This is a genomic window from Exiguobacterium flavidum (genome assembly GCF_003344535.1).
Classification (GTDB): Bacteria; Bacillota; Bacilli; order Exiguobacteriales; family Exiguobacteriaceae; genus Exiguobacterium_A; species Exiguobacterium_A flavidum.
On the sequence record NZ_QPKS01000001.1, the window covers coordinates 301,999 to 320,343 of the forward strand.

General features: G+C 55.4%; 22 protein-coding genes and 1 riboswitch. Of the genes, 11 read left to right on the top strand and 11 right to left on the bottom strand.

All coding sequences use genetic code 11. The annotated features are described in order from the left end of the window. Positions 1–53 precede the first annotated feature (53 nt). The 5 genes from DFG60_RS01485 to DFG60_RS01505 all read right to left on the bottom strand — a co-directional run bounded on the left by DFG60_RS01485 (position 54) and on the right by DFG60_RS01505 (position 4,108). The gene (locus DFG60_RS01485; RefSeq protein WP_114569948.1) at positions 54–317 is read right to left on the bottom strand and encodes a phosphocarrier protein HPr; all 264 of its coding nucleotides are present in this window, start codon (positions 315–317) and stop codon (positions 54–56) included. A gap of 65 nt (positions 318–382) precedes the next feature. Then, positions 383–838: an acyl-CoA thioesterase gene (locus DFG60_RS01490; protein ID WP_114569949.1), complete on the bottom strand. Its 456-nt coding sequence runs from the start codon at positions 836–838 to the stop codon at positions 383–385. 63 nt (positions 839–901) lie between these two features. Further along, positions 902–1,708: a succinate dehydrogenase iron-sulfur subunit gene (gene sdhB, locus DFG60_RS01495; protein ID WP_114569950.1), complete on the bottom strand. Its 807-nt coding sequence runs from the start codon at positions 1,706–1,708 to the stop codon at positions 902–904. Further along, positions 1,708–3,471: a succinate dehydrogenase flavoprotein subunit gene (gene sdhA, locus DFG60_RS01500; protein WP_114569951.1), complete on the bottom strand. Its 1,764-nt coding sequence runs from the start codon at positions 3,469–3,471 to the stop codon at positions 1,708–1,710. Before sdhA ends, sdhB begins: the two co-directional genes overlap by 1 nt. 19 nt (positions 3,472–3,490) lie before the next feature. Then, positions 3,491–4,108 (bottom strand): succinate dehydrogenase cytochrome b558 subunit, encoded by a 618-nt coding sequence (locus DFG60_RS01505; RefSeq protein WP_114569952.1) that lies wholly within the window; start codon positions 4,106–4,108, stop codon positions 3,491–3,493. 215 nt (positions 4,109–4,323) lie between these two features. Between DFG60_RS01505 and DFG60_RS01510 the strand changes: the two genes are divergently transcribed. The 8 genes from DFG60_RS01510 to DFG60_RS01545 all read left to right on the top strand — a co-directional run bounded on the left by DFG60_RS01510 (position 4,324) and on the right by DFG60_RS01545 (position 9,812). Further along, a complete protein-coding gene (locus DFG60_RS01510; protein WP_114569953.1) occupies positions 4,324–4,728 on the top strand; it encodes a YslB family protein in 405 nt (134 codons plus the stop codon). 47 nt (positions 4,729–4,775) lie between these two features. Next, positions 4,776–4,887, top strand: a riboswitch (TPP riboswitch). Between the two features lie 91 nt (positions 4,888–4,978). Then, positions 4,979–5,965: an ABC transporter substrate-binding protein gene (locus DFG60_RS01515; RefSeq protein ID WP_114569954.1), complete on the top strand. Its 987-nt coding sequence runs from the start codon at positions 4,979–4,981 to the stop codon at positions 5,963–5,965. A gap of 1 nt (position 5,966) precedes the next feature. Continuing rightward, positions 5,967–6,263, top strand: a complete 297-nt coding sequence (locus DFG60_RS01520; RefSeq protein ID WP_114569955.1) for a thiamine-binding protein — start codon at positions 5,967–5,969, stop codon at positions 6,261–6,263. Then, complete coding sequence (locus tag DFG60_RS01525; protein WP_157964464.1) at positions 6,256–7,002, top strand: ABC transporter permease; 747 nt, start codon at positions 6,256–6,258, stop codon at positions 7,000–7,002. The genes DFG60_RS01520 and DFG60_RS01525 overlap by 8 nt, the downstream gene beginning before the upstream one ends. Further along, a complete protein-coding gene (locus tag DFG60_RS01530; protein ID WP_114569957.1) occupies positions 6,986–7,666 on the top strand; it encodes an ABC transporter ATP-binding protein in 681 nt (226 codons plus the stop codon). The genes DFG60_RS01525 and DFG60_RS01530 overlap by 17 nt, the downstream gene beginning before the upstream one ends. Before the next feature lie 41 nt (positions 7,667–7,707). Next, on the top strand, positions 7,708–8,322 hold the full coding sequence (locus DFG60_RS01535; protein ID WP_114569958.1) for a PH domain-containing protein: 615 nt from the start codon (positions 7,708–7,710) through the stop codon (positions 8,320–8,322). A gap of 163 nt (positions 8,323–8,485) precedes the next feature. Next, on the top strand, positions 8,486–9,088 hold the full coding sequence (locus tag DFG60_RS01540; RefSeq protein WP_114569959.1) for a hypothetical protein: 603 nt from the start codon (positions 8,486–8,488) through the stop codon (positions 9,086–9,088). Between the two features lie 202 nt (positions 9,089–9,290). Further along, entirely contained in the window at positions 9,291–9,812 is a 522-nt protein-coding gene (locus DFG60_RS01545) for a DNA topology modulation protein (RefSeq protein WP_114569960.1), read from the top strand. Positions 9,813–9,873: 61 nt separating this feature from the next. On the opposite strand, the gene uvrC is transcribed toward DFG60_RS01545, so the two are convergent. Further along, the gene (gene uvrC, locus DFG60_RS01550) at positions 9,874–11,658 is read right to left on the bottom strand and encodes an excinuclease ABC subunit UvrC (protein ID WP_114569961.1); all 1,785 of its coding nucleotides are present in this window, start codon (positions 11,656–11,658) and stop codon (positions 9,874–9,876) included. 82 nt (positions 11,659–11,740) lie between these two features. On the opposite strand from uvrC, the gene DFG60_RS01555 reads away from it, so the two are divergent. The 3 genes from DFG60_RS01555 to DFG60_RS01565 all read left to right on the top strand — a co-directional run bounded on the left by DFG60_RS01555 (position 11,741) and on the right by DFG60_RS01565 (position 14,450). Then, positions 11,741–13,069: a dihydrolipoyl dehydrogenase family protein gene (locus tag DFG60_RS01555; protein ID WP_114569962.1), complete on the top strand. Its 1,329-nt coding sequence runs from the start codon at positions 11,741–11,743 to the stop codon at positions 13,067–13,069. Positions 13,070–13,080: 11 nt separating this feature from the next. After that, complete coding sequence (locus DFG60_RS01560) at positions 13,081–13,452, top strand: VOC family protein (protein WP_114569963.1); 372 nt, start codon at positions 13,081–13,083, stop codon at positions 13,450–13,452. A gap of 113 nt (positions 13,453–13,565) precedes the next feature. Beyond that, a complete protein-coding gene (locus tag DFG60_RS01565; protein ID WP_114569964.1) occupies positions 13,566–14,450 on the top strand; it encodes an SDR family oxidoreductase in 885 nt (294 codons plus the stop codon). A gap of 96 nt (positions 14,451–14,546) precedes the next feature. On the opposite strand, the gene trxA is transcribed toward DFG60_RS01565, so the two are convergent. The 5 genes from trxA to DFG60_RS01590 form a co-directional block, all read right to left on the bottom strand. Further along, positions 14,547–14,855 carry a thioredoxin gene (gene trxA / locus DFG60_RS01570; RefSeq protein ID WP_114569965.1) on the bottom strand — a complete coding sequence of 103 codons (309 nt, stop codon included), beginning with the start codon at positions 14,853–14,855 and terminating at the stop codon, positions 14,547–14,549. A 123-nt stretch (positions 14,856–14,978) separates the two neighbouring features. Further along, on the bottom strand, positions 14,979–15,734 hold the full coding sequence (locus DFG60_RS01575; protein WP_114570022.1) for a glucose 1-dehydrogenase: 756 nt from the start codon (positions 15,732–15,734) through the stop codon (positions 14,979–14,981). 138 nt (positions 15,735–15,872) lie between these two features. Next, entirely contained in the window at positions 15,873–16,835 is a 963-nt protein-coding gene (locus DFG60_RS01580; protein WP_114569966.1) for an electron transfer flavoprotein subunit alpha/FixB family protein, read from the bottom strand. Positions 16,836–16,848: 13 nt separating this feature from the next. Then, positions 16,849–17,622 (bottom strand): electron transfer flavoprotein subunit beta/FixA family protein, encoded by a 774-nt coding sequence (locus DFG60_RS01585; RefSeq protein ID WP_114569967.1) that lies wholly within the window; start codon positions 17,620–17,622, stop codon positions 16,849–16,851. Positions 17,623–17,704: 82 nt separating this feature from the next. Beyond that, positions 17,705–18,283, bottom strand: a complete 579-nt coding sequence (locus tag DFG60_RS01590) for a TetR/AcrR family transcriptional regulator (RefSeq protein ID WP_114569968.1) — start codon at positions 18,281–18,283, stop codon at positions 17,705–17,707. Between the last annotated feature and the right edge of the window lie 62 nt (positions 18,284–18,345).

An 18,345-nucleotide genomic window follows, 5' to 3' on the forward strand; every position in this document is an offset into this window, starting at 1 on the left:
TAACAAAAAAGGACGACGGTGCAAGACCGGCGTCCAAAAGGTTTAAAAAAGAATTACTGTGCAAGACCTTCGCTTGTCAGCATGTCTGAAAGTGTGTTGACTGCTTCAGAAGCGTCGTCGCCGTTAGCAACGATTTTGATTTCTGAATCCTTCGCGATTCCGAGTGAGAGAACACCCATGATCGACTTGAGGTTTACAGTCTTCCCGTTGTACTCCAAGTTGATGTCTGATTGGAATTTAGAAGCTGTATTGACGAGTTGGGTTGCTGGACGAGCGTGAATGCCTGAATCAGCGATGACTTTGAATGTTTTTTCCATGGTTAAGAAATCTCCCTCCACTAATAACGTACTAGTGAGTCGTTTTCGTATTTGTGAACTCATTATCAAATGTTAACGGATTCGAACCGATTCTGCAAGGAATTTTTATACTCGGTCCGCCATGGAACTGCTTTTCCAGAAGTGTCGATTTGAACCATCGATGTCCGGCCCGTGAAGGCGAGTTCGCCCTTCTCGTCGAACGCCGCGTAGTGGACGTCGCACGAAGCCTTCCCGACTTGCATCGGATAAGCATAGACCGCTAGACGGGCCCGCGGATAGACTTGCTGGATGTAGTTGCACTGGGCGTCAGCGACGACGACGATCCCGTCGTCCTCGATCGAGTAGCCCGTCTCTTCGAGCATCAATGTCCGGACGTCCTCGAAGTAGACGAACGGGACCCGGTTATTCATATGACCGTAGGCGTCGGTCTCGGCGAAGCGTACGGCGACGTCGAGACGCGTCCCCGTCTTCAGTCTTTCAAGCCAGACCGGAAAATCTTCGATATATGCAGGTATGCGCATCTGTATCCTCCTAACTGAAAGAGGAGCCTACCATGACAGTATGCTCCTCCGTTCTCTTGTTGATCAATGACGGCCGACTGGCTCGCCAGTCCGTCCTTCGTCACTGCCGAAGAACTTCTTGAATGAGTGGAGCGTCGTAGAGCGGTTCATCGCTGCGATCGACGTCGTAAGCGGGATGCCTTTCGGGCACACCTCGACACAGTTCTGCGCGTTACCGCACTGCATGATCCCGCCATCCTCCATCAGCGCCTCAAGGCGGTCTTCCTTATGGAAGGCACCTGTCGGATGCGTGTTGAAAAGACGGACTTGTGAAATCGCGGCAGGACCGATGAAGCTCTCACGGTCGTTGACGTTCGGGCAGGCTTCGAGGCAGACGCCGCACGTCATGCATTTCGACAGCTCATACGCCCACTGGCGCTTGTTCTCAGGCATACGCGGTCCAGGACCGAGATCATACGTACCGTCGATCGGCACCCATGCCTTGACCTTCTTGAGCGCGTCGAACATGCGCTGACGGTCGACTTGGAGATCGCGGACGACCGGGAACGTCTTCATCGGTTGCAGACGGATCGGCTGTTCGAGCTGATCGACGAGTGCCGTACACGACTGGCGCGGCTTGCCGTTGATGATCATCGAACAGGCACCGCACACTTCCTCGAGACAGTTCATGTCCCACGTGATCGGTGTCGTCTTCTCGCCGGCAGCGTTGACCGGGTTACGGCGAATCTCCATCAATGCCGAGATGACGTTCATGTTCGGGCGGTACGGGACTTCGAAGGCTTCATCATATGATTTACCGTCCGGACCGTCCTGACGCGTGATCAGGAACTGGACCGGCTTCTGGTTCGTCTTCTCAAGTGGTGTCGCCATTATGATTTCACCTCTTTCTTCGACTTCTTGCTGTAATCGCGCTTACGCGGCGGGATGAGCGAGACGTCGACTTCTTCGTAGCTGATTTCCGCATGTCCATTGACGTAGCGGGCGATCGTCGTCTTCAGGAAACGCTCGTCGTCGCGTTCCGGGAAGTCCGGCTTATAGTGGGCACCGCGGCTTTCGTCACGCTTGAGCGCACCGAGCGTGATCGCTTCCGCGAGGTCGAGCATATGGTCAAGCTGGCGGATGAACGATGCACCCTGGTTGCTCCAGCGCGCCGTATCCGTCGTCGAGATGCGGTTGTAACGGTCACGCAGCTCCGCGATCTTCTTGAGGGTCGCTTCGAGCTTGTCATTGTACCGGACGACCGTGACGTTGTCCGTCATGATCTCACCGAGTTCGCGGTGGATCTGGTAGGCGTTCTCCGTTCCGTCCATCGCGAGGATGTCATTGAAACGCTCGATCTCAGCGATCTTATGCTGTTCGAAGACGTCTTCCGGCATGTCGCTGACCAGCTTGTCGAGTCCGTTGATGTAGCTGATGGCTGAAGGTCCGGCCACCATACCGCCGTAGACGGCAGACAGAAGCGAGTTCGCGCCGAGGCGGTTCGCCCCGTGCATCGAGTAGTCGCATTCGCCTGAAGCGAACAGCCCCGGAATGTTCGTCATCTGATCGTAGTCGACCCATAGTCCGCCCATCGAATAGTGGACAGCCGGGAAGATCTTCATCGGCACTTTGCGCGGATCGTCACCGACGAACTTCTCATAGATCTCGAGGATCCCGCCGAGCTTGACGTCGAGTTCCTTCGCGTCCTTGTGTGACAGGTCGAGGTAGACCATGTTCTCGCCGTTGACGCCGAGCTTCTGGTTGACACAGACGTCGAAAATCTCACGTGTCGCGATGTCACGCGGCACGAGGTTTCCGTATGCCGGATACTTCTCTTCGAGGAAGTACCAAGGCTTTCCGTCCTTATACGTCCAGACGCGTCCGCCTTCACCGCGGGCAGACTCGCTCATGAGACGAAGCTTGTCGTCGCCTGGGATCGCCGTCGGGTGGATCTGGATGAACTCACCGTTCGCATAGACAGCACCTTGACGGTAGACGGCCGCAGCCGCTTGCCCCGTGTTGATGACGGAGTTCGTCGACTTGCCGAAGATGACGCCAGGACCGCCCGTCGCGAGGATGACCGCGTCAGCTGGGAACGACTCGATCTCCATCGAACGGAGGTCTTGGCAGACCGCACCGCGGCAGACACCCTCCTCGTCGATGATCGCCCGAAGGAATTCCCATCCTTCGAACTTCTCTACCAAACCTTGCGCCTCGAACTTCCGGACCTGCTCGTCGAGTGCGTAGAGCAGCTGCTGTCCTGTCGTCGCGCCGGCGTATGCCGTCCGGTGGTGAAGTGTACCCCCGAAACGACGGAAGTCAAGCAGTCCTTCCGGCGTCCGGTTGAACATGACGCCCATCCGGTCGAACATGTGAATGATCTTCGGTGCCGCTTCCGCCATCTTTTCTACAGGCGGCTGGTTCGCAAGGAAGTCTCCCCCGTAGACCGTGTCATCGAAATGCTGGTAAGGCGAATCGCCCTCCCCTTTCGTGTTGACCGCTCCGTTGATCCCGCCTTGCGCACAGACCGAGTGCGAGCGTTTGACCGGCACGAGCGAGAACAACTTGACCGGGACACCTTGTTCTGCTGCTTTTATGGTAGCCATCAAGCCGGCGAGTCCGCCGCCGATGATGACGATATTCTTATTTGCCATGGATTTCTTTCCCCTTTCCTTACATCACGCCTGCAAACGTCAAAATCGAGCGAACGCCTACATACGAGAGTCCGATGAATACGAGGGCCGCAACATACGACATCGCCCGCTGTGAAGCAGGTGACTGTGTGATGCCCCACGTGATCGCGAATGTCCAGAGACCGTTCGCGAGATGGAATGTCGTCGCAAGGATTCCGACGATGTAGAACGCGAGCATGAAGCCGTTGTCGACGATGTTCTGCATCATCGCAGCATCGACCGGCGTGCCCATAGCCGCAGCGATTCGCGTCTCCCATACATGCCAGCTGATGAAGATGACAAGGAAAACGCCCGTGAAACGTTGCAGGACATACATCCAGTTCCGGAAGTATGTATAACGTCCCGTGTTGACGGATCCCGTGAACGCGATGTAGACCCCGTAGACGCCGTGTAGGATGATTGGAATGAAAATCACGAAGACCTCAAGGAATAGACGGTACGGAACGCTCCCCACGATTTCCGCAGCCTTGTTGAAATCCTCCTCACCCCGGACGATGAAATAGTTCGTCGTCAAGTGAGAAAGTAAGAATAACCCGATTGGAATGACGCCGAGTAGTGAGTGCACTTTGCGACTCACGAAATCACGATGATTCGCCATCCAAATCCCCCCTTTTGTTTGCCAAGCAACCGCTGGCGCATTTTGGTAGAAAAGCGCTTTCATAAGGAAATTCACCTTTTCATCACTTATTCTACTCCTGTAGTTTTTATAAGACAACCCGAGCCGGCGCATTTCACCGGAAATGTTTTCTTAAAAAACGATGACCGATAGGAATTAGCCCGCTATAATAGTTTCAGAGACGGGAGTGAGTACAATTGGAACAATCATCTAAGTCTGCCTTCAGCACGGAGCTGATCCGCGACTACGTCCTGTCCGACCTTCTCGGCAGTGACTACCGCCATGTCATTTACTGGGCAGGAAAGCGCCTCGCCCGTCAATTTCCGATTATGACGGAGGAGGAGCTCTCCTCGTTCTTCAGCGAAGCACAATTCGGTCACTTGACGCTGACGAAATCGAAGGGTAACAAACGCCTGTTCACCCTCATCCCGCCGGCATCGACACGGTCGGAGCGGCCGAATGGATATTTCCAGCTCGAGGCCGGTTTCCTCGCAGAGCAATATGCGAAATGGAACGGCTGCGTCGCCGAGGCCTATGCCGAACCCGACACGGAAGAAGTCGTCATCACCGTCCAGCTTGATCCAAAAGATCTTCTCGATTAAGGGTTGCCATGGGCAGTCGTTGTCGAGTACAGTTACATCGAATCGAATAACGCGTCGCAGAGTGCTGGGATTGGCCGGCTGAGAGGATGTGCCTCAAACACATCGATCTGTATACTTGATCCGGGTAATACCGGCGGAAGGACGACGCAAGACCTCGGGACGCGTCGTACATGTCCCCTGGTGTTTGCGCGCCTTCGTCCATCGAAGGCGCGTTTTTCGTTCGTCCAGAAAACTGAAGGAGGAACTGCACATGCGTAAGAAATGGTTGTCCCTGATGTTGCCGCCGCTCATCCTCGCCGGATGCGCGACAGGTGCCGAAGAAGAGAAGAAGGAGAAGGAATTGACCGTCGTACTCGACTGGACGCCGAACACGAACCATACAGGTCTCTATGTCGCGTCAAAGAAGGGCTATTTCGCGAAAAAAGGACTCAAGGTGAGAATCATCCAACCCGGCGAGACCGGAGCGGAACAGCTCGTCGCGAGCGGGCGGGCGCAGTTCGGCGTCAGCGGACAGGAAGCACTGACGAACGCGCGCGCAAGCGGCGTCAAGATCAAGGCCGTCGCGGCGATCATCCAGCACAACACGTCCGGTTTCGCTTCGCCTAAGAACCGTGACATCCGCTCACCACAGGATTATGAAGGCAAGACGTACGGCGGATACGGCGGACCGATCGAGAAATCAATGATCGGCGCCCTCATGAAGAGCGACGGTGGTGACGTCGAGCAGGTCGACATCAAAAACATCGGATCAGCCGACTATTTCACGGCAGTCAAGAAAGGGATCGACTTCACGTGGATCTACTATGGCTGGACCGGCGTCGAGGCGGAGCTTCGCGGCGAGCCGTTGAACATACAATACGTCAAGGACTACGCGAAGGAGCTCGACTATTACACGCCTGTCCTCGTCTCTTCAGAATCCTACCTGAAGCAGGACCCGGAGACGGCGAAAGCGTTCCTCTCGGCGGTCTCGGAAGGGTACACCTATGCGATCGACCACCCGGAAGACGCGGCAAGAATCCTGTCGAAGGCGGAACCGACGCTCGATGCGAAGCTCGTCGAGAAGAGCCAGGAGTACTTGGCGAAGGAATATCAGGCGGACGCACCGCGCTGGGGTGAGATGAAGACATCAGTCTACAAGGCGTTTAGCGACTGGCTCGCCAAGGAGAAGCTCCTGAAAACACCGGTCGACCCGGAAAGTATGTATACGAACGATTTCCTTCCGAAAGGAGCGAATTAAGATGACGAACACACTGCTCAGCCTGCAGGTCATCCCGCAAAACCAACCGACGCGGGAGGCGACCTACGCACTCGTCGATGAGGCGATCCGACTGATCGACGCTTCCGGTTATCCGTACCGCGTCTCCGCTCTCGACACGACGATCGAAGGCGACCTCGAAGGACTGCTCCGTCTCGTCGCAGACGTGCAGCAGCGTCTGATTGAACTCGGCGCGCCGGGTATCCTGTCTCAAATCAAGCTGCTTCATGTCAAAGACGGGATCGCGATGACGGATTTGACCGGGAAATATGATGCGTGACCGCTTGATTGCCGGACCTGCCATCCTCTTCCTGATCGAGGCTGCCGTCCGGGTGTTCAAGATCGAACCGTGGATGTTCCCCACCCCTTCAGCAGTCGCGCTGCAATGGTGGACGGCGACGCCGCAACTGCTGCCTGATCTGCTCGCGACGGCGTCAGCGGCCATCGCAGGATTCCTGCTGTCCGCTCTATTCGGTGCAGCTGTCGCCACCGCGCTCTTCCTGTCTCCCCGGGCGGACCGTCTGTTGACACCGTTCCTGACGATGACACAAAACATCCCGATGATCGCCCTTGCTCCGCTCTTTGCCGTCTGGTTCGGTTTCGGACTGTTGCCGAAGCTGCTCATCATCCTGCTGTTCGGCTTCTTCCCTGTCGCCATCTCGGCACTGAGCGGTCTGAAGAGCACTCCGGCCGAGACGAGCCGGACGTTCATCATCCTCGGGGCGACAAGGATGTTCAGGCTTCGCCATCTCGACTGGCCACATGCGCTCCCCGCCTATTTCGCCGGTCTCCGGCTCGCTGCGACGTACGCCATCATGGGTGCGATCGTCGCGGAGTGGCTCGGATCGGAGCATGGTCTCGGTCAAGCGCTGACGATGGCAGCGAAATCGTTCCAAACCCCGCTCCTGTTCGCGATCATCCTCTGGATCGTCCTGCTCGCGAACATCGCGGTCGCGGCTTGCCGGATGCTCGAAAAAATGCTCATCAAAGGAGGACAAAGCGATGCTCCAGTGCATTGACCTCGGCTTCGATTATAATGGACGAACGCTCTATCGTGACCTTTCGCTCACCGTCTCGCCAGGCGAGACCGTCGCCATCCTCGGACGCTCCGGCTGCGGCAAGTCGACGCTCCTGCGGCAGGTCGCAGGATTGCTCGAAGGCGATGGCGACAGCAGTTGGGACGGTATCCGCATCTCTCCTGATCTTCGATTGACGAGTTATGTCCCGCAAGACGCGGGATTGCTTCCGCATTTGACGGTCTTTGAGAATGTCGCACTCGCCGCGAAGCTCGGCGGACGCGGCGACATCACGGAGCACCTGGAACAGGTCGGTTTACGAGACGCGGCCTCGCGCTACCCGTCCGCCTTATCCGGCGGCATGCGCGCCCGCGTCGCATTCGCCCGTGCGATGATGCTCGCGCGACCGATCCTGTTGCTCGACGAGCCGTTCGCCTCACTCGATGCGAGGACACGCAGTGAGATGCAGAACTGGCTGCAGCAGTTGTTGCAGACTTCCGAAATGGCGACATTGCTCGTCACGCACAGCATCGACGAGGCGTTTCTGCTCGCAGAACATGTCTACTTCCTGGACGGAACGAACGCATCGTTCAAACGGTGTGCTGACCGGACAGCCGCCGAAAAATATTTCGGTCTTCTTGAAACCTTTCCGGACGAGCTGGCGTAGAACACAGGGAATCATTTCAATTCGCTTGAGGAGGAATCTTGATGTTCAAGAAACTAGCAGCAGATCTAACAGGCTTCAGTGATATCGGTCAGGTCATCCATCCGGACGACTTCGACAAGGCGGCGGCGGACGATTACGTCCTGCATGAAGACGGTGAAAAAATCTACTTCCTGATCAAGTCGAAATCGGACGAGTACTGCTTCACGAACCTCGCCCTCATCCATCTTGACGGTGCTAGCGCGGTCAGCTCGAAGCGCGTGCTCTATCGTTATCCGTACGCGCACTATCCGGTCCGCCACGTCATGTTCGAGACGGCCGGAACAGTCGACCTCGACGTCGAGATCAAGTTCGAGATCGGCGGCAAGCATTACTCGATCGACGTCGACAAGAAGCAGCTCGAACACGTCAAAGACCTCTACAAAGCGCTCCTGTCGATCGCCGAGAAGCAATTCGAAGGACAGAAGATGCTCGAATTCGCGAACAGTTCGCTCAACCACTCGGTGACGGTGCTCGGCGGTCTACGCCAAGGCGACATGAACGTGCCGCAGACGTTCAAGGACCTGTCGCAGGAATCGTTCAACTGGCTGCAAGGCCACTACTATGAATGGAACCGGAAAGACTTCGGGGACGTCTACGAAAAGTACATCAACAACTGATGATTAATTGACTTTAACCGCCCTCTCGCACTGGGGCGGTTTTTTGATTCCAACGTCCTAACGATCACCTTCACCTCTACCTGGATTCGAAACATATTGCCACTATCTGATTCATCATGTATTCTGGAGTAATTTGAAAATCTACTGATTTGGAGTGAACCTCATGGAAGTGTTGAAGCGAGCGAGACATAAAAGAAGGGTTGCTGAAGGTATTTTAGACGAACTGGAGCTTTTGCAGAAATGGTCGGAAATCGGTGACCCTCATCTTGTAGGGGCAGTCGCCTATGATTTGATTGTCAGCCCGGACATAGATATCGAGACCTTTTGTTCCGACCCTCGCCCAGATCAAGCAATGGCGTTCTTAAGCGAGCTGTCTGGCCATCCGAATGTCATAGAAATCAAATATCGAAACTACTTGGACTCCCCATTCGATGGTCTTTATTTTAAGTTACTCTACACCAGTGACGACAACACGACCTGGAACATAGACATGTGGCTGTTCGCTTCAAGTCGAAAAGGTGCCCTCTCCCGGGATTTAGTAGCAGACATGACTCAATCCTTGACGAAGGAGACGCAAGCGCTAATTTTGTTGATCAAAGAAGATTTGATTGAGAGAAGGGTGACGTACCCCTCCATCTTCATCTATCAAGCTGTGATGGACGGTCACGTGCGAAGCGTGAGCGAGTTCCAGACCTGGATTCAACATCAGGACACGGCCGGACTGACGACGTGGCGACCTTCGAATCGAGCGTCGCTGACACAGTAAGTTCCTTCATTCAAAAGAAGTGTGATGCCGCACGCCCCGGAGAATGGCTCTTTTTTTGATAGTCAGTCCTAGCTGCTCGCTGTCTTTCGATTTGAATGCACGCGCACACAAAAGAGTTTTCCCTAAAAAACGCATGCACTGAACGAATATTCATGTTAACATTGGAAGATATTTCTAAAATCCATACAAACAGGAGAAAACTATGCGAAGAATCATGCTGATCGGCTCGGGCGGCTCGGGTAAATCGACCCTTGCCCGAAAACTCGGCGACCGTCTCGCCCTCCCCGTCCATCACCTCGATATGCTCATGTGGCGCCCGGGATGGGAACTCTTGCCTAGAAGTGAACAAACAGCAGTCCAGTCCCGACTGATCGATGAGAAACAATGGATCATCGACGGCAACTACAGCGGCTCGATGGACATGCGAATCGCAGCGGCCGATACGGTCATCCTGCTCGACATCAACCGGGTGATCTGTGTGTACCGTGCGCTCAAGCGGACGTGGACTTATCGCAACACATCCAGACCGGACATGAACCCGGGATGCGAGGAACGATTCGACCTTCACTTCCTCAAGTGGATCTGGGACTACAAAAAAAGAAATCTTCCGGCTGTGCTTGAGATGCTCGGACAATTACCCGCGGACAAACGTGTCATCATCTTGAGGTCGGCGAAGGAAGTTGATTCCTTCCTCGAAGACGTCGAGAAGCGTGAAGCGGGATGAAACAAAGAAAAAGCGGTCGCGTTCCTTTTCGGGACGCGACCGCTTTTCATATGAAGACGATTCATTCCTCGTTCGACTGACTCAAATACTCGGCGACCGTCTCCGCTAGCTTCTGCGGAAGTCCCGATTCGACAAGCTGATCGATCGACGCCTTCTTCAGGCTTCGCATCGATCCGAAATGCCGGATCAGCTGCTGACGACGCTTCGGTCCTACCCCGGGGATTTCGTCAAGCAGTGACTTCGTCATCCCTTTCGAGCGGAGCGAACGGTGGAAGGTGATTGCGAACCGGTGGACTTCATCCTGCATCCGTTGCAGCAAATAGAAGGCGTTCGAACGGGGATTCAGTTCGACGACTTCCCCCTTCTCGCCGAACAGGAGCTGGCTCGTCCGGTGCTTGTCGTCCTTCTTGAGCGAACCGACCGGAACGCTCATGCCGAGCTCATCCTGAATGACCTCGAGTGCGGCGTTCAACTGTCCGATCCCGCCATCGATCAGCACGAGATCCGGTAGCCGGCTTCCGTCGAGCAGAAGTCTCCGGTAACGGCGCCGGACGATTTCGCGCATCGATTCATAGTCATCCGGTCCTTGTACGGTCCGGATCTTGAACTTGCGGTACTCCTTCTTCAGCGGCTTTCCGTCTTCGAACACGACGAGTGCCGATACGGCGTCAGCCCCCTGGATGTTCGCGTTATCGATGATTTCGATTCGAGACAGCGGTTTGATCCCGATTGCTTCGCCGAGCTCCTCGACCGCCTGGATCGTCCGCTTGTCATCGCGCGCGAGCAATTCGAACCGTTCTCCGATTGCGTTCGCGGCATTTTTCGTCGCGAGATCGATCAACTTCTTCTTCTGCCCGCGCATTGGTGCATGGACCCGCACCTTGAGCGCCTCCCGGATCAATTCCTGATTGATGGCTGGCGGCACGTAGATTTCGCTCGGCAACATGTTCTTTTCATAGAACTGGACGATGAAGCTCTCGAGCTCCTCCTCCGCGCTTCCGTAGATCGGGAACAAGGAGACGTCACGCTCGATCATCTTCCCGCCGCGCAGGAAGAAGACCTGGACGCACATCCACCCTTTGTCGACGTATATGCCGAAGACGTCGCGCGCCGTCAGGTCGGCCGTGATCATGTTCTGTTTGTTCATGATCGATTCGATCGAGCGGATCTGATCGCGCAACTCCCCTGCCCGTTCGAATTCCATCTCCTCCGCGGCAGTCGCCATCCGTGATTTCAAGGAGCTGACGAGTTCCTTCGTCTCTCCTGACAGGAACTTGCGAATTTCTGCGACGATCTCCTTTTGCTCCGGTTCGGTCCCGACAATCTCGCATGGTCCGAGGCACTGCCCGATGTGATAGTAGAGACAGAGCTTCTTCGGCATCGGTTGGCATTTCCGAAGCGGGTAGAGGCGATCGAGCAGACGCTTCGTCTCGTTCGCCGCGTAGGCGTTCGGGTAAGGCCCGAAATAATGTCCTCCGTCTTTCTTCAGTTTTCGTGTCGTGATCAGGCGCGGGTACGTCTCGTTCGTGATTTTCAAATAGGGATAGGATTTGTCGTCCTTGAGCATGATGTTGTACTTCGGGTCGTGCTTCTTGATCAGCGTCATCTCGAGCAGCAACGCCTCGAGTTCGCTCGCCGTGATGATATATTCGAAATCGCGGATGTCCGCGACGAGCCGTTCCGTCTTTAGATCGTGTGCCCCCGTGAAGTAAGAGCGGACTCGATTCTTGAGATTTTTCGCTTTTCCGACGTATATGACCTCGCCGAACTCGTTCTTGTGCAAATAACAGCCCGGTTCGTCAGGTAACAAGGCAAGTTTCGCCTTGATATGTTCTTGATGTCCCATGAAGCTCTCTCCTTTCACCGTTTTCGACGTTGCGAAACAGGGTACATATCCTACAATGATTATGACATAAGGAGGCACGAAGATGCGTACATATGATTGCATCATCATCGGGACAGGGGCTGCCGGAACTCAGGCAGCCTATAAATTTGCAGAAAGAGGAAAGAAGGTCGCGGTCATCGAAAACTGGACACCAGGGGGAACATGTCCGCAACGCGGCTGTGATCCAAAGAAAATCCTGCTGTCTGCGAGCGAGGCGAAGGCCTCCGTCGAACGCATTCTCGGTTACGGACTGAAAGGACTCGTCTCGGTCGATTGGCGCCAGCTGATGGAGCGTAAGAATGAGTATACCCAGCCGGTACCGGAACAGACGACAGAAAAGTTGAAGGCGAACGGCATCGACCTCCTGTCGGCTTCTCCCCGCTTCCTATCGCCACAAGTCATCGAAGTCGACGGGGAGCAGCTGACCGCAGACCGCTTCCTGATCGCGACTGGTCTCAGACCACGTACGCTCGACATACCCGGCAGTGAGCGCATGATCACGAGCAATGAATTTCTCGATTTGAAGGAACTGCCTAGACGGCTCGTCTGCATCGGCGGCGGATACATCTCGTTCGAGTTCGCACATCTCGCAAGAATCGCTGGCGCCGATGTGACGATGTTGATTCGCTCGGAAGCGCTCAAGCAGTTCGACAAGGAGCTCGTCGGCGTCCTCGTCGAGGCGACTCGTTCACTCGGGATAGACGTCCGTTTCGAAGTCGAGCCTGTAAGCTATGAAGGGAATGAATTGACGCTATCGACCGGGGAGGTTCTTCTAGCGGACGCCGTCTTGAATGCGACCGGCCGCGTCCCGAGCGTCGACGGGCTCGATCTCGAGAAGGCCGGCGTCGAGATGGGCAAGAGAGGCATCCGCGTCAATGAGCATCTCCAGACGTCAGTTGAACATATCTATGCTGCCGGTGATGTCGCTGAGAGCGGCAACCCTGCCCTGACGCCATTCTCTGGTACAGAAGGTCGGCTCGCTGCTGACAATATGCTTGAAGGCAACAAGCGGGAACGTGAGTTGATTCCTGTTCCGAGCCTCGTCTTCACCTCTCCGAACCTCGCAAAACTCGGCAAGTCGGAAGAAGAACTGAAGAAGGAAGGAATTCCATACTCCGGGAAATTTCTTGATACCTCAGATTGGCAGGAGAACAAACGGATCAAGGATCAATGGTCGCGCGCCAAGATTCTGACCGGTGAGAACGAGGAGATTCTCGGCGCCCATTTCCTCGGTGTCAACGCAGCAGAACTCGCGAACCACTTCGCCTTCGCGATGCAGCACCGCATTCCCCGCTCCGCCATGAAACAGACGAGCTTCGCCTATCCGACCCCGGCGTCGGATATCGCGATGCTGCTAGAACAAAGTGAATGAGAGGTGTTCGTATGAAATATGGCTACACGATCCTCTATGTCGAGGACGCTGACCGGACGAAACATTTTTACCGCGACCTGCTCGGCCTGTCGATTCGCGCCGAGCATGGCTCGTACGTCGAATTCGAGACCGGTTCGACCGTTCTCGCCTTCAATACCCGCGCCGAGGCGAAAGGCATCGTCCCGTACGATTTACCGGAAGGTCCCGCCAGGCAGACGCTCGAACTCGGATTCGTCACGGATCAGGTCGACGGGACGTATGACCGGTTGATCGAAGACGGTGTCGAGAGTGTGCTCGCACCTACTGACAAGCCGTGGGGACAACGCGTCGCCTATGTTCTTGATCCGGACGGTCATCTGATCGAGCTCTGCAGCCCGATGTGACCGTATGAAAAAAAGCTCCAGTGCCGAGATAAGCACTGGAGCTTTTGTGCTTTAAAGGTTTAACAGAGCAGAGATAGGGAACAATTTTCATATTGAAAAAGGAGGAATCAGTCATGACTCAATCCAGCAACCCGCTCGACAAGTTCTACAATGAGAAGTTCCCGAAGCAGTACCAGGAGGCACCGGCCGTTCAGGCGAAGATGGAACCTGTCCCGGACTGCGGCGAGGAGAGCTACGTCGGCTCAGGCAAGCTGACCGGCAAGAAAGCGCTCGTCACGGGCGGCGACTCCGGCATCGGACGCGCGGCGGCAATCGCCTATGCACGTGAAGGCGCGGACGTTGCACTCAACTACTTAGCGGAGGAGCAGCAGGACGCTGAAGAAGTGAAAGCGCTGATCGAAGCCGAAGGACGAAATGCCGTCCTCATCCCGGGCGATCTGAGTGACGAGGCGTTCTGTGCGGAACTCGTCGAGCGCGCGAACGCGGAACTCGGCGGAATCGATATCCTCGCCCTCGTCGCAGGCAAGCAACAGGCGGTCGAAGATATCCTCGACCTGTCGACGGAACAGCTCCGCAAGACGTTCGAAATCAATGTCTTCTCCCTATTCTGGGTCGTCAAGGCCGCACTCCCCCTCCTGAAGGAAGGTGCCTCGATCATCACGACGAGCTCCGTCCAAGGGTACAACCCGAGCGAGAACCTGCTCGACTACGCGTCGACGAAGTTCGCGATCAACGGCTTCACGCGCGGTCTCGCGAAACAAGTCGCGAAAAAAGGAATCCGCGTCAACTCGGTCGCTCCCGGACCGATCTGGACGCCGCTCCAAATCTCTGGCGGACAGCCGAGCGAGAACATCCCGGAGTTCGGTCAGGAGACACCGCTCAAACGAAGCGGACAGCCGGTCGAGCTTTCGAACGTCTATGTCTTCCTCGCAAGCGACGATGCAAGCTACGTGACTGCGCAGGTATATGGCGTCACGGGCGGGATCGAACTCGCCTGAATGTTCATATCGCCCCTCCTCGCGAGGGGTTTTTTAGTTCCAGGAACAAAAAAATCGGACAGACCCTTGAAGGGACTGCCCGATTGTATTTGATGATTATGCTTGCTCGACGAACTCTTTCAAAGCGTCCTTCGGCATGAAGCCCATCGTCTTACTGACAGGTTGGCCGTTTTTGAAGAGGACGAGCGTCGGGATGCTTTGGACTTGGAATTGTCCAGCGACCGCAGGATGCTCATCGACGTCGACTTTGACGATTTTGAGATCTGCCATGTCAGCGTCGAGTTCTTCAAGAACTGGCGCGATCATGCGGCAAGGTCCGCACCATGGTGCCCAGAAATCAACGAGTACTGTACCTTCAGAAACATCTTGTGCGAATGATTGACTAGTTGCGTGTACGATTGCCATTTAAAAAAACCTCCTAAATGTATGGATACGATGGTGCGTATCCGTTGTTGTTCTGACCTGAGTATAGCATACCCGGAAATAGAGCCCAACGAAACTGCTCACACCATCGTCCCCGGCCTTACGTCACCGCGCCGTCCATCCCCCGTCGGCTACGATGATGTGGCCGTTGACGAAGCTTGCGTCGTTGCTCGCGAGGAACAAGGCGACGCCAGCAATCTGATCAGCTTCCGCCGTCAGCGACTGTCCAGTCTGCTGGATGATTTCCATCCCGAGCGGATCCGGTGCTGTGATCGTCTCTCCGATATGGGTGTTGACAGCACCTGGCGCGATCCCATTGACACGGATCTTCCCGTCCTTGCCATGGGTAACCGCCATGTTTTTCGTCAAGCCGATCAGTCCGTGTTTCGACGCGACATAGGCAGCCCCCCCGCGCGCCCCGAACAGGCCACCAATCGAGGCATTGTTGATGATGACGCCTTCCTGAGCCTCCGTCATCACCTTGAGCGCAGCACGCGACAGCTTCATCGGTCCGGTCAGGTTGACCGCGATGACCTTGTCCCACGTCTCGTCATCGAGCGATCCGACCGTCTTGAAATTATCCATGATGCCGGCGTTGTTGACGAGGATCGAGAGCTTTCCGTATGCCTTCATCGTCTCATCGACGAGACGCTCTACGTCCTCCTCTTTCGCGACGTTCGCGAGCACTCCGATTGCAACTCCTCCGGCTTCCTCGATTTCCGAGACGACACGCTTCAGGTTCGCCTCATTCAAATCGGCTAAGACGACCTTCGCCCCTTCCTTCGCGTAGCGTTTCGCGATCGCTTCTCCCATGCCTGAACCCGCGCCTGTGACGATTGCGACCTTGTCCTGTAGCTTCATGATTTTTCCTCCCATGACGAATGGCACGACACGATGAACATCACTTTCTTCTTCCCTGAAAAATTCAGCCGCTAACAGGATCAGGAAATTTTCACGAGAAAATGAAAAACTCCCCGGCGTTTGCCAGGGAGCAGAGAATCAATGGACGAGCATTTTCTTGAACTCGGCAGTCAGGAGAGGAACGACGTCGAACAGATCTCCGACGATACCGTAATCCGCTACCGAGAAGATGTTCGCTTCCGGATCCTTGTTGATTGCGACGATCACCTTCGCGTTCGACATACCGGCGAGATGCTGGATTGCTCCCGAGATGCCGCATGCGATGTAGAGGTCAGGTGTGACGACCTTGCCAGTCTGCCCGATTTGGAGTGCATAGTCGCAGTAGTCCGCGTCACACGCGCCGCGTGAAGCACCGACTGCCCCGCCGAGAAGGTCCGCAAGCTCCTGAAGCGGCGCGAAACCATCTGCGCTCTTGACGCCGCGTCCGCCGGCGACGATGATTTTCGCTTCCGACAGGTCGACTCCGCCTGTCGCTTTCCGGACGACTTCCTGAACGATCGTCCGAAGGTCCTTCAGCTCGACATCGACTTTCTCGATCGCCGCATCAGAAGTCCCTTCCGGAAGCGCATCGATGTTGTTCGGACGGACCGTGAAGAGAAGACGGCCTTCTGATACTTTCACCTTCTCGAACGCTTTACCTGAATAGATCGGACGGACGAACATCGCGTCTGCGCCAGAGCCTTCGATCGTCGTGACGTCACTGATCAGACCGGCCTGCAGTTTCGCGGCGATCTTCGGCGAGAGATCCTTGCCGAGCGCAGTGTGTCCGAAGACGATCACTTCCGGGTTCTCGCGTTCGATCAGCTGAAGGAACACTTGCCCGTATCCGTCCGGTGTATAGTGCGCGAGCTTCGCATCCTCGACGACGAGGATTTTTGACGCGCCGCGCGTCTTGATTTCGTTTGCGAATGATTCGACCTGCTCTCCGACGAGTGCGACGACGACGTCGTCCGCCACCTGCTTCGCAGCAGCGATTGCTTCTAGAGATACATTACGAAGACTTCCATCACGCGTTTCCGCGAGTACGAGTGCTTTTGTCATCTTGAATTCCCCCTTAGACTACTTTCGCTTCATTCCGAAGCAAGGATGCGAGTTCTGCCGCTTGTGCCGCCAAGTCACCTGACAGGATCTTTCCTGCCGCCTTCGCAGGCGGGAGGAAGCGCTCGACCGTCTCGATGCGCGGTGCGAGTTCATCCTCATCCATGTCGAGGTCCGACAGTTCGAGTTCCTCGAGCGGTTTCTTCTTCGCCTTCATGATGCCGGGAAGGCTCGGATAGCGCGGCTCATTGAGTCCCTGCTGTGCCGTGACGAGCAATGGGAGCGACGTCTTGATGACTTCCGTGTCCCCTTCCGAATCCCGTGTGATGACAGCGTCCGTTCCGTTCAATTCAAGCTTCGTGATCGTCGTGACGTAAGGAATATCAAGAAGTTCCGCGACGCGAGGTGCTACTTGCCCGCTTCCTCCGTCGATCGCGACGTTACCTGCGATGATCAGGTCGACCGTTTGCTCCTTCAGGTAGCCGGCGATGACTTCTGAGATCGTGAAGTGATCCGCTTCTTCGATGTCATCCTCGATCGAGATCCGAACCGCCTTGTCAGCCCCCATCGCAAGCGCCGTCCGAAGCTCCTTGTCCGCGTCCTCCGGCCCGACGGTCAGCACCGTCACTTCGCCGCCTTCCGCGTCACGTACGCGAATCGCTTCCTCGACTGCATATTCGTCATACGGGTTGATGATGAATTCAGCACCGTCCTCGTCGATGCGCCCACCGTCGAGCTGGATCGCCTCTTCCGTATCGAACGTTCTCTTCAGAAGTACATAGATCTCCATTTGAATAATCCCCCTTTGATCAGTTAGCTTGACCATCATTCATCGTTGTATCCGCTTACATCTTTTCTTCAAGGAAAAGGGCTTAACTCAGCCCTTTGACAAGCATGCGGTGGATTCCCGCCTTCGTGTCCATCAAGTCATATTTGAAGCCGCTTGCCATCCAGCTCGTGACGACCTCATCGATCGTCCCGAACACCATCTGGCGTGCTAATCGGTGATCGAGATCCTGTGCAAACTCCCCTGCCTTCATCCCATGCAGGATGACCCGGTCGATCAAACGCAAATAAGGTTTCAGGACGCCCGCGATTTTCAAGCGCATCTCCTGATTCGATTGTCTCAGTTCGATCTGCGTCACCACCGCCAGATCATAGTCGGCAGACAGTTGTTCGAGATGAGACTCGATCAATGCTTCCAGCTGAGATGTCGCCTTCTCTTCCTTTGCGATTTGGGCTTCCGAGTACTCGATGAAACTACCCATCTTCGCTTCGAACAAGGAGATCAGGAGATGTTCCTTGTTCTTGAAATAAAGATAGATCGTACCGTCCGCGACGCCTGCTTCCTTCGCGATAGCTGTCACCCGCGCTCCATGATACCCATGTTCTGCGATGACCTTCACTGCCGCATCGATGATACGGTCACTCTTTGAAATGCTTCTCTTCATGACGTTAGCTCCTAACAAGAAAAATGAATGATGGTTCATTCATATTTATTCTACCACGGCAC

Excerpts from the sequence above, each read along its gene's own strand:
- DFG60_RS01485 (WP_114569948.1), bottom strand. The coding sequence starts at position 317 with ATGGAAAAAACATTCAAAGTCATCGCTGATTCAGGCATTCACGCTCGT.
- DFG60_RS01490 (WP_114569949.1), bottom strand. The coding sequence starts at position 838 with ATGCGCATACCTGCATATATCGAAGATTTTCCGGTCTGGCTTGAAAGA.
- sdhB (WP_114569950.1), bottom strand. The coding sequence starts at position 1,708 with ATGGCGACACCACTTGAGAAGACGAACCAGAAGCCGGTCCAGTTCCTG.
- sdhA (WP_114569951.1), bottom strand. The coding sequence starts at position 3,471 with ATGGCAAATAAGAATATCGTCATCATCGGCGGCGGACTCGCCGGCTTG.
- DFG60_RS01505 (WP_114569952.1), bottom strand. The coding sequence starts at position 4,108 with ATGGCGAATCATCGTGATTTCGTGAGTCGCAAAGTGCACTCACTACTC.
- DFG60_RS01515 (WP_114569954.1), top strand. The coding sequence starts at position 4,979 with ATGCGTAAGAAATGGTTGTCCCTGATGTTGCCGCCGCTCATCCTCGCC.
- DFG60_RS01520 (WP_114569955.1), top strand. The coding sequence starts at position 5,967 with ATGACGAACACACTGCTCAGCCTGCAGGTCATCCCGCAAAACCAACCG.
- DFG60_RS01525 (WP_157964464.1), top strand. The coding sequence starts at position 6,256 with ATGCGTGACCGCTTGATTGCCGGACCTGCCATCCTCTTCCTGATCGAG.
- DFG60_RS01530 (WP_114569957.1), top strand. The coding sequence starts at position 6,986 with ATGCTCCAGTGCATTGACCTCGGCTTCGATTATAATGGACGAACGCTC.
- DFG60_RS01535 (WP_114569958.1), top strand. The coding sequence starts at position 7,708 with ATGTTCAAGAAACTAGCAGCAGATCTAACAGGCTTCAGTGATATCGGT.
- DFG60_RS01540 (WP_114569959.1), top strand. The coding sequence starts at position 8,486 with ATGGAAGTGTTGAAGCGAGCGAGACATAAAAGAAGGGTTGCTGAAGGT.
- DFG60_RS01545 (WP_114569960.1), top strand. The coding sequence starts at position 9,291 with ATGCGAAGAATCATGCTGATCGGCTCGGGCGGCTCGGGTAAATCGACC.
- uvrC (WP_114569961.1), bottom strand. The coding sequence starts at position 11,658 with ATGGGACATCAAGAACATATCAAGGCGAAACTTGCCTTGTTACCTGAC.
- DFG60_RS01555 (WP_114569962.1), top strand. The coding sequence starts at position 11,741 with ATGCGTACATATGATTGCATCATCATCGGGACAGGGGCTGCCGGAACT.
- DFG60_RS01560 (WP_114569963.1), top strand. The coding sequence starts at position 13,081 with ATGAAATATGGCTACACGATCCTCTATGTCGAGGACGCTGACCGGACG.
- DFG60_RS01565 (WP_114569964.1), top strand. The coding sequence starts at position 13,566 with ATGACTCAATCCAGCAACCCGCTCGACAAGTTCTACAATGAGAAGTTC.
- trxA (WP_114569965.1), bottom strand. The coding sequence starts at position 14,855 with ATGGCAATCGTACACGCAACTAGTCAATCATTCGCACAAGATGTTTCT.
- DFG60_RS01575 (WP_114570022.1), bottom strand. The coding sequence starts at position 15,734 with ATGAAGCTACAGGACAAGGTCGCAATCGTCACAGGCGCGGGTTCAGGC.
- DFG60_RS01580 (WP_114569966.1), bottom strand. The coding sequence starts at position 16,835 with ATGACAAAAGCACTCGTACTCGCGGAAACGCGTGATGGAAGTCTTCGT.
- DFG60_RS01585 (WP_114569967.1), bottom strand. The coding sequence starts at position 17,622 with ATGGAGATCTATGTACTTCTGAAGAGAACGTTCGATACGGAAGAGGCG.
- DFG60_RS01590 (WP_114569968.1), bottom strand. The coding sequence starts at position 18,283 with ATGAAGAGAAGCATTTCAAAGAGTGACCGTATCATCGATGCGGCAGTG.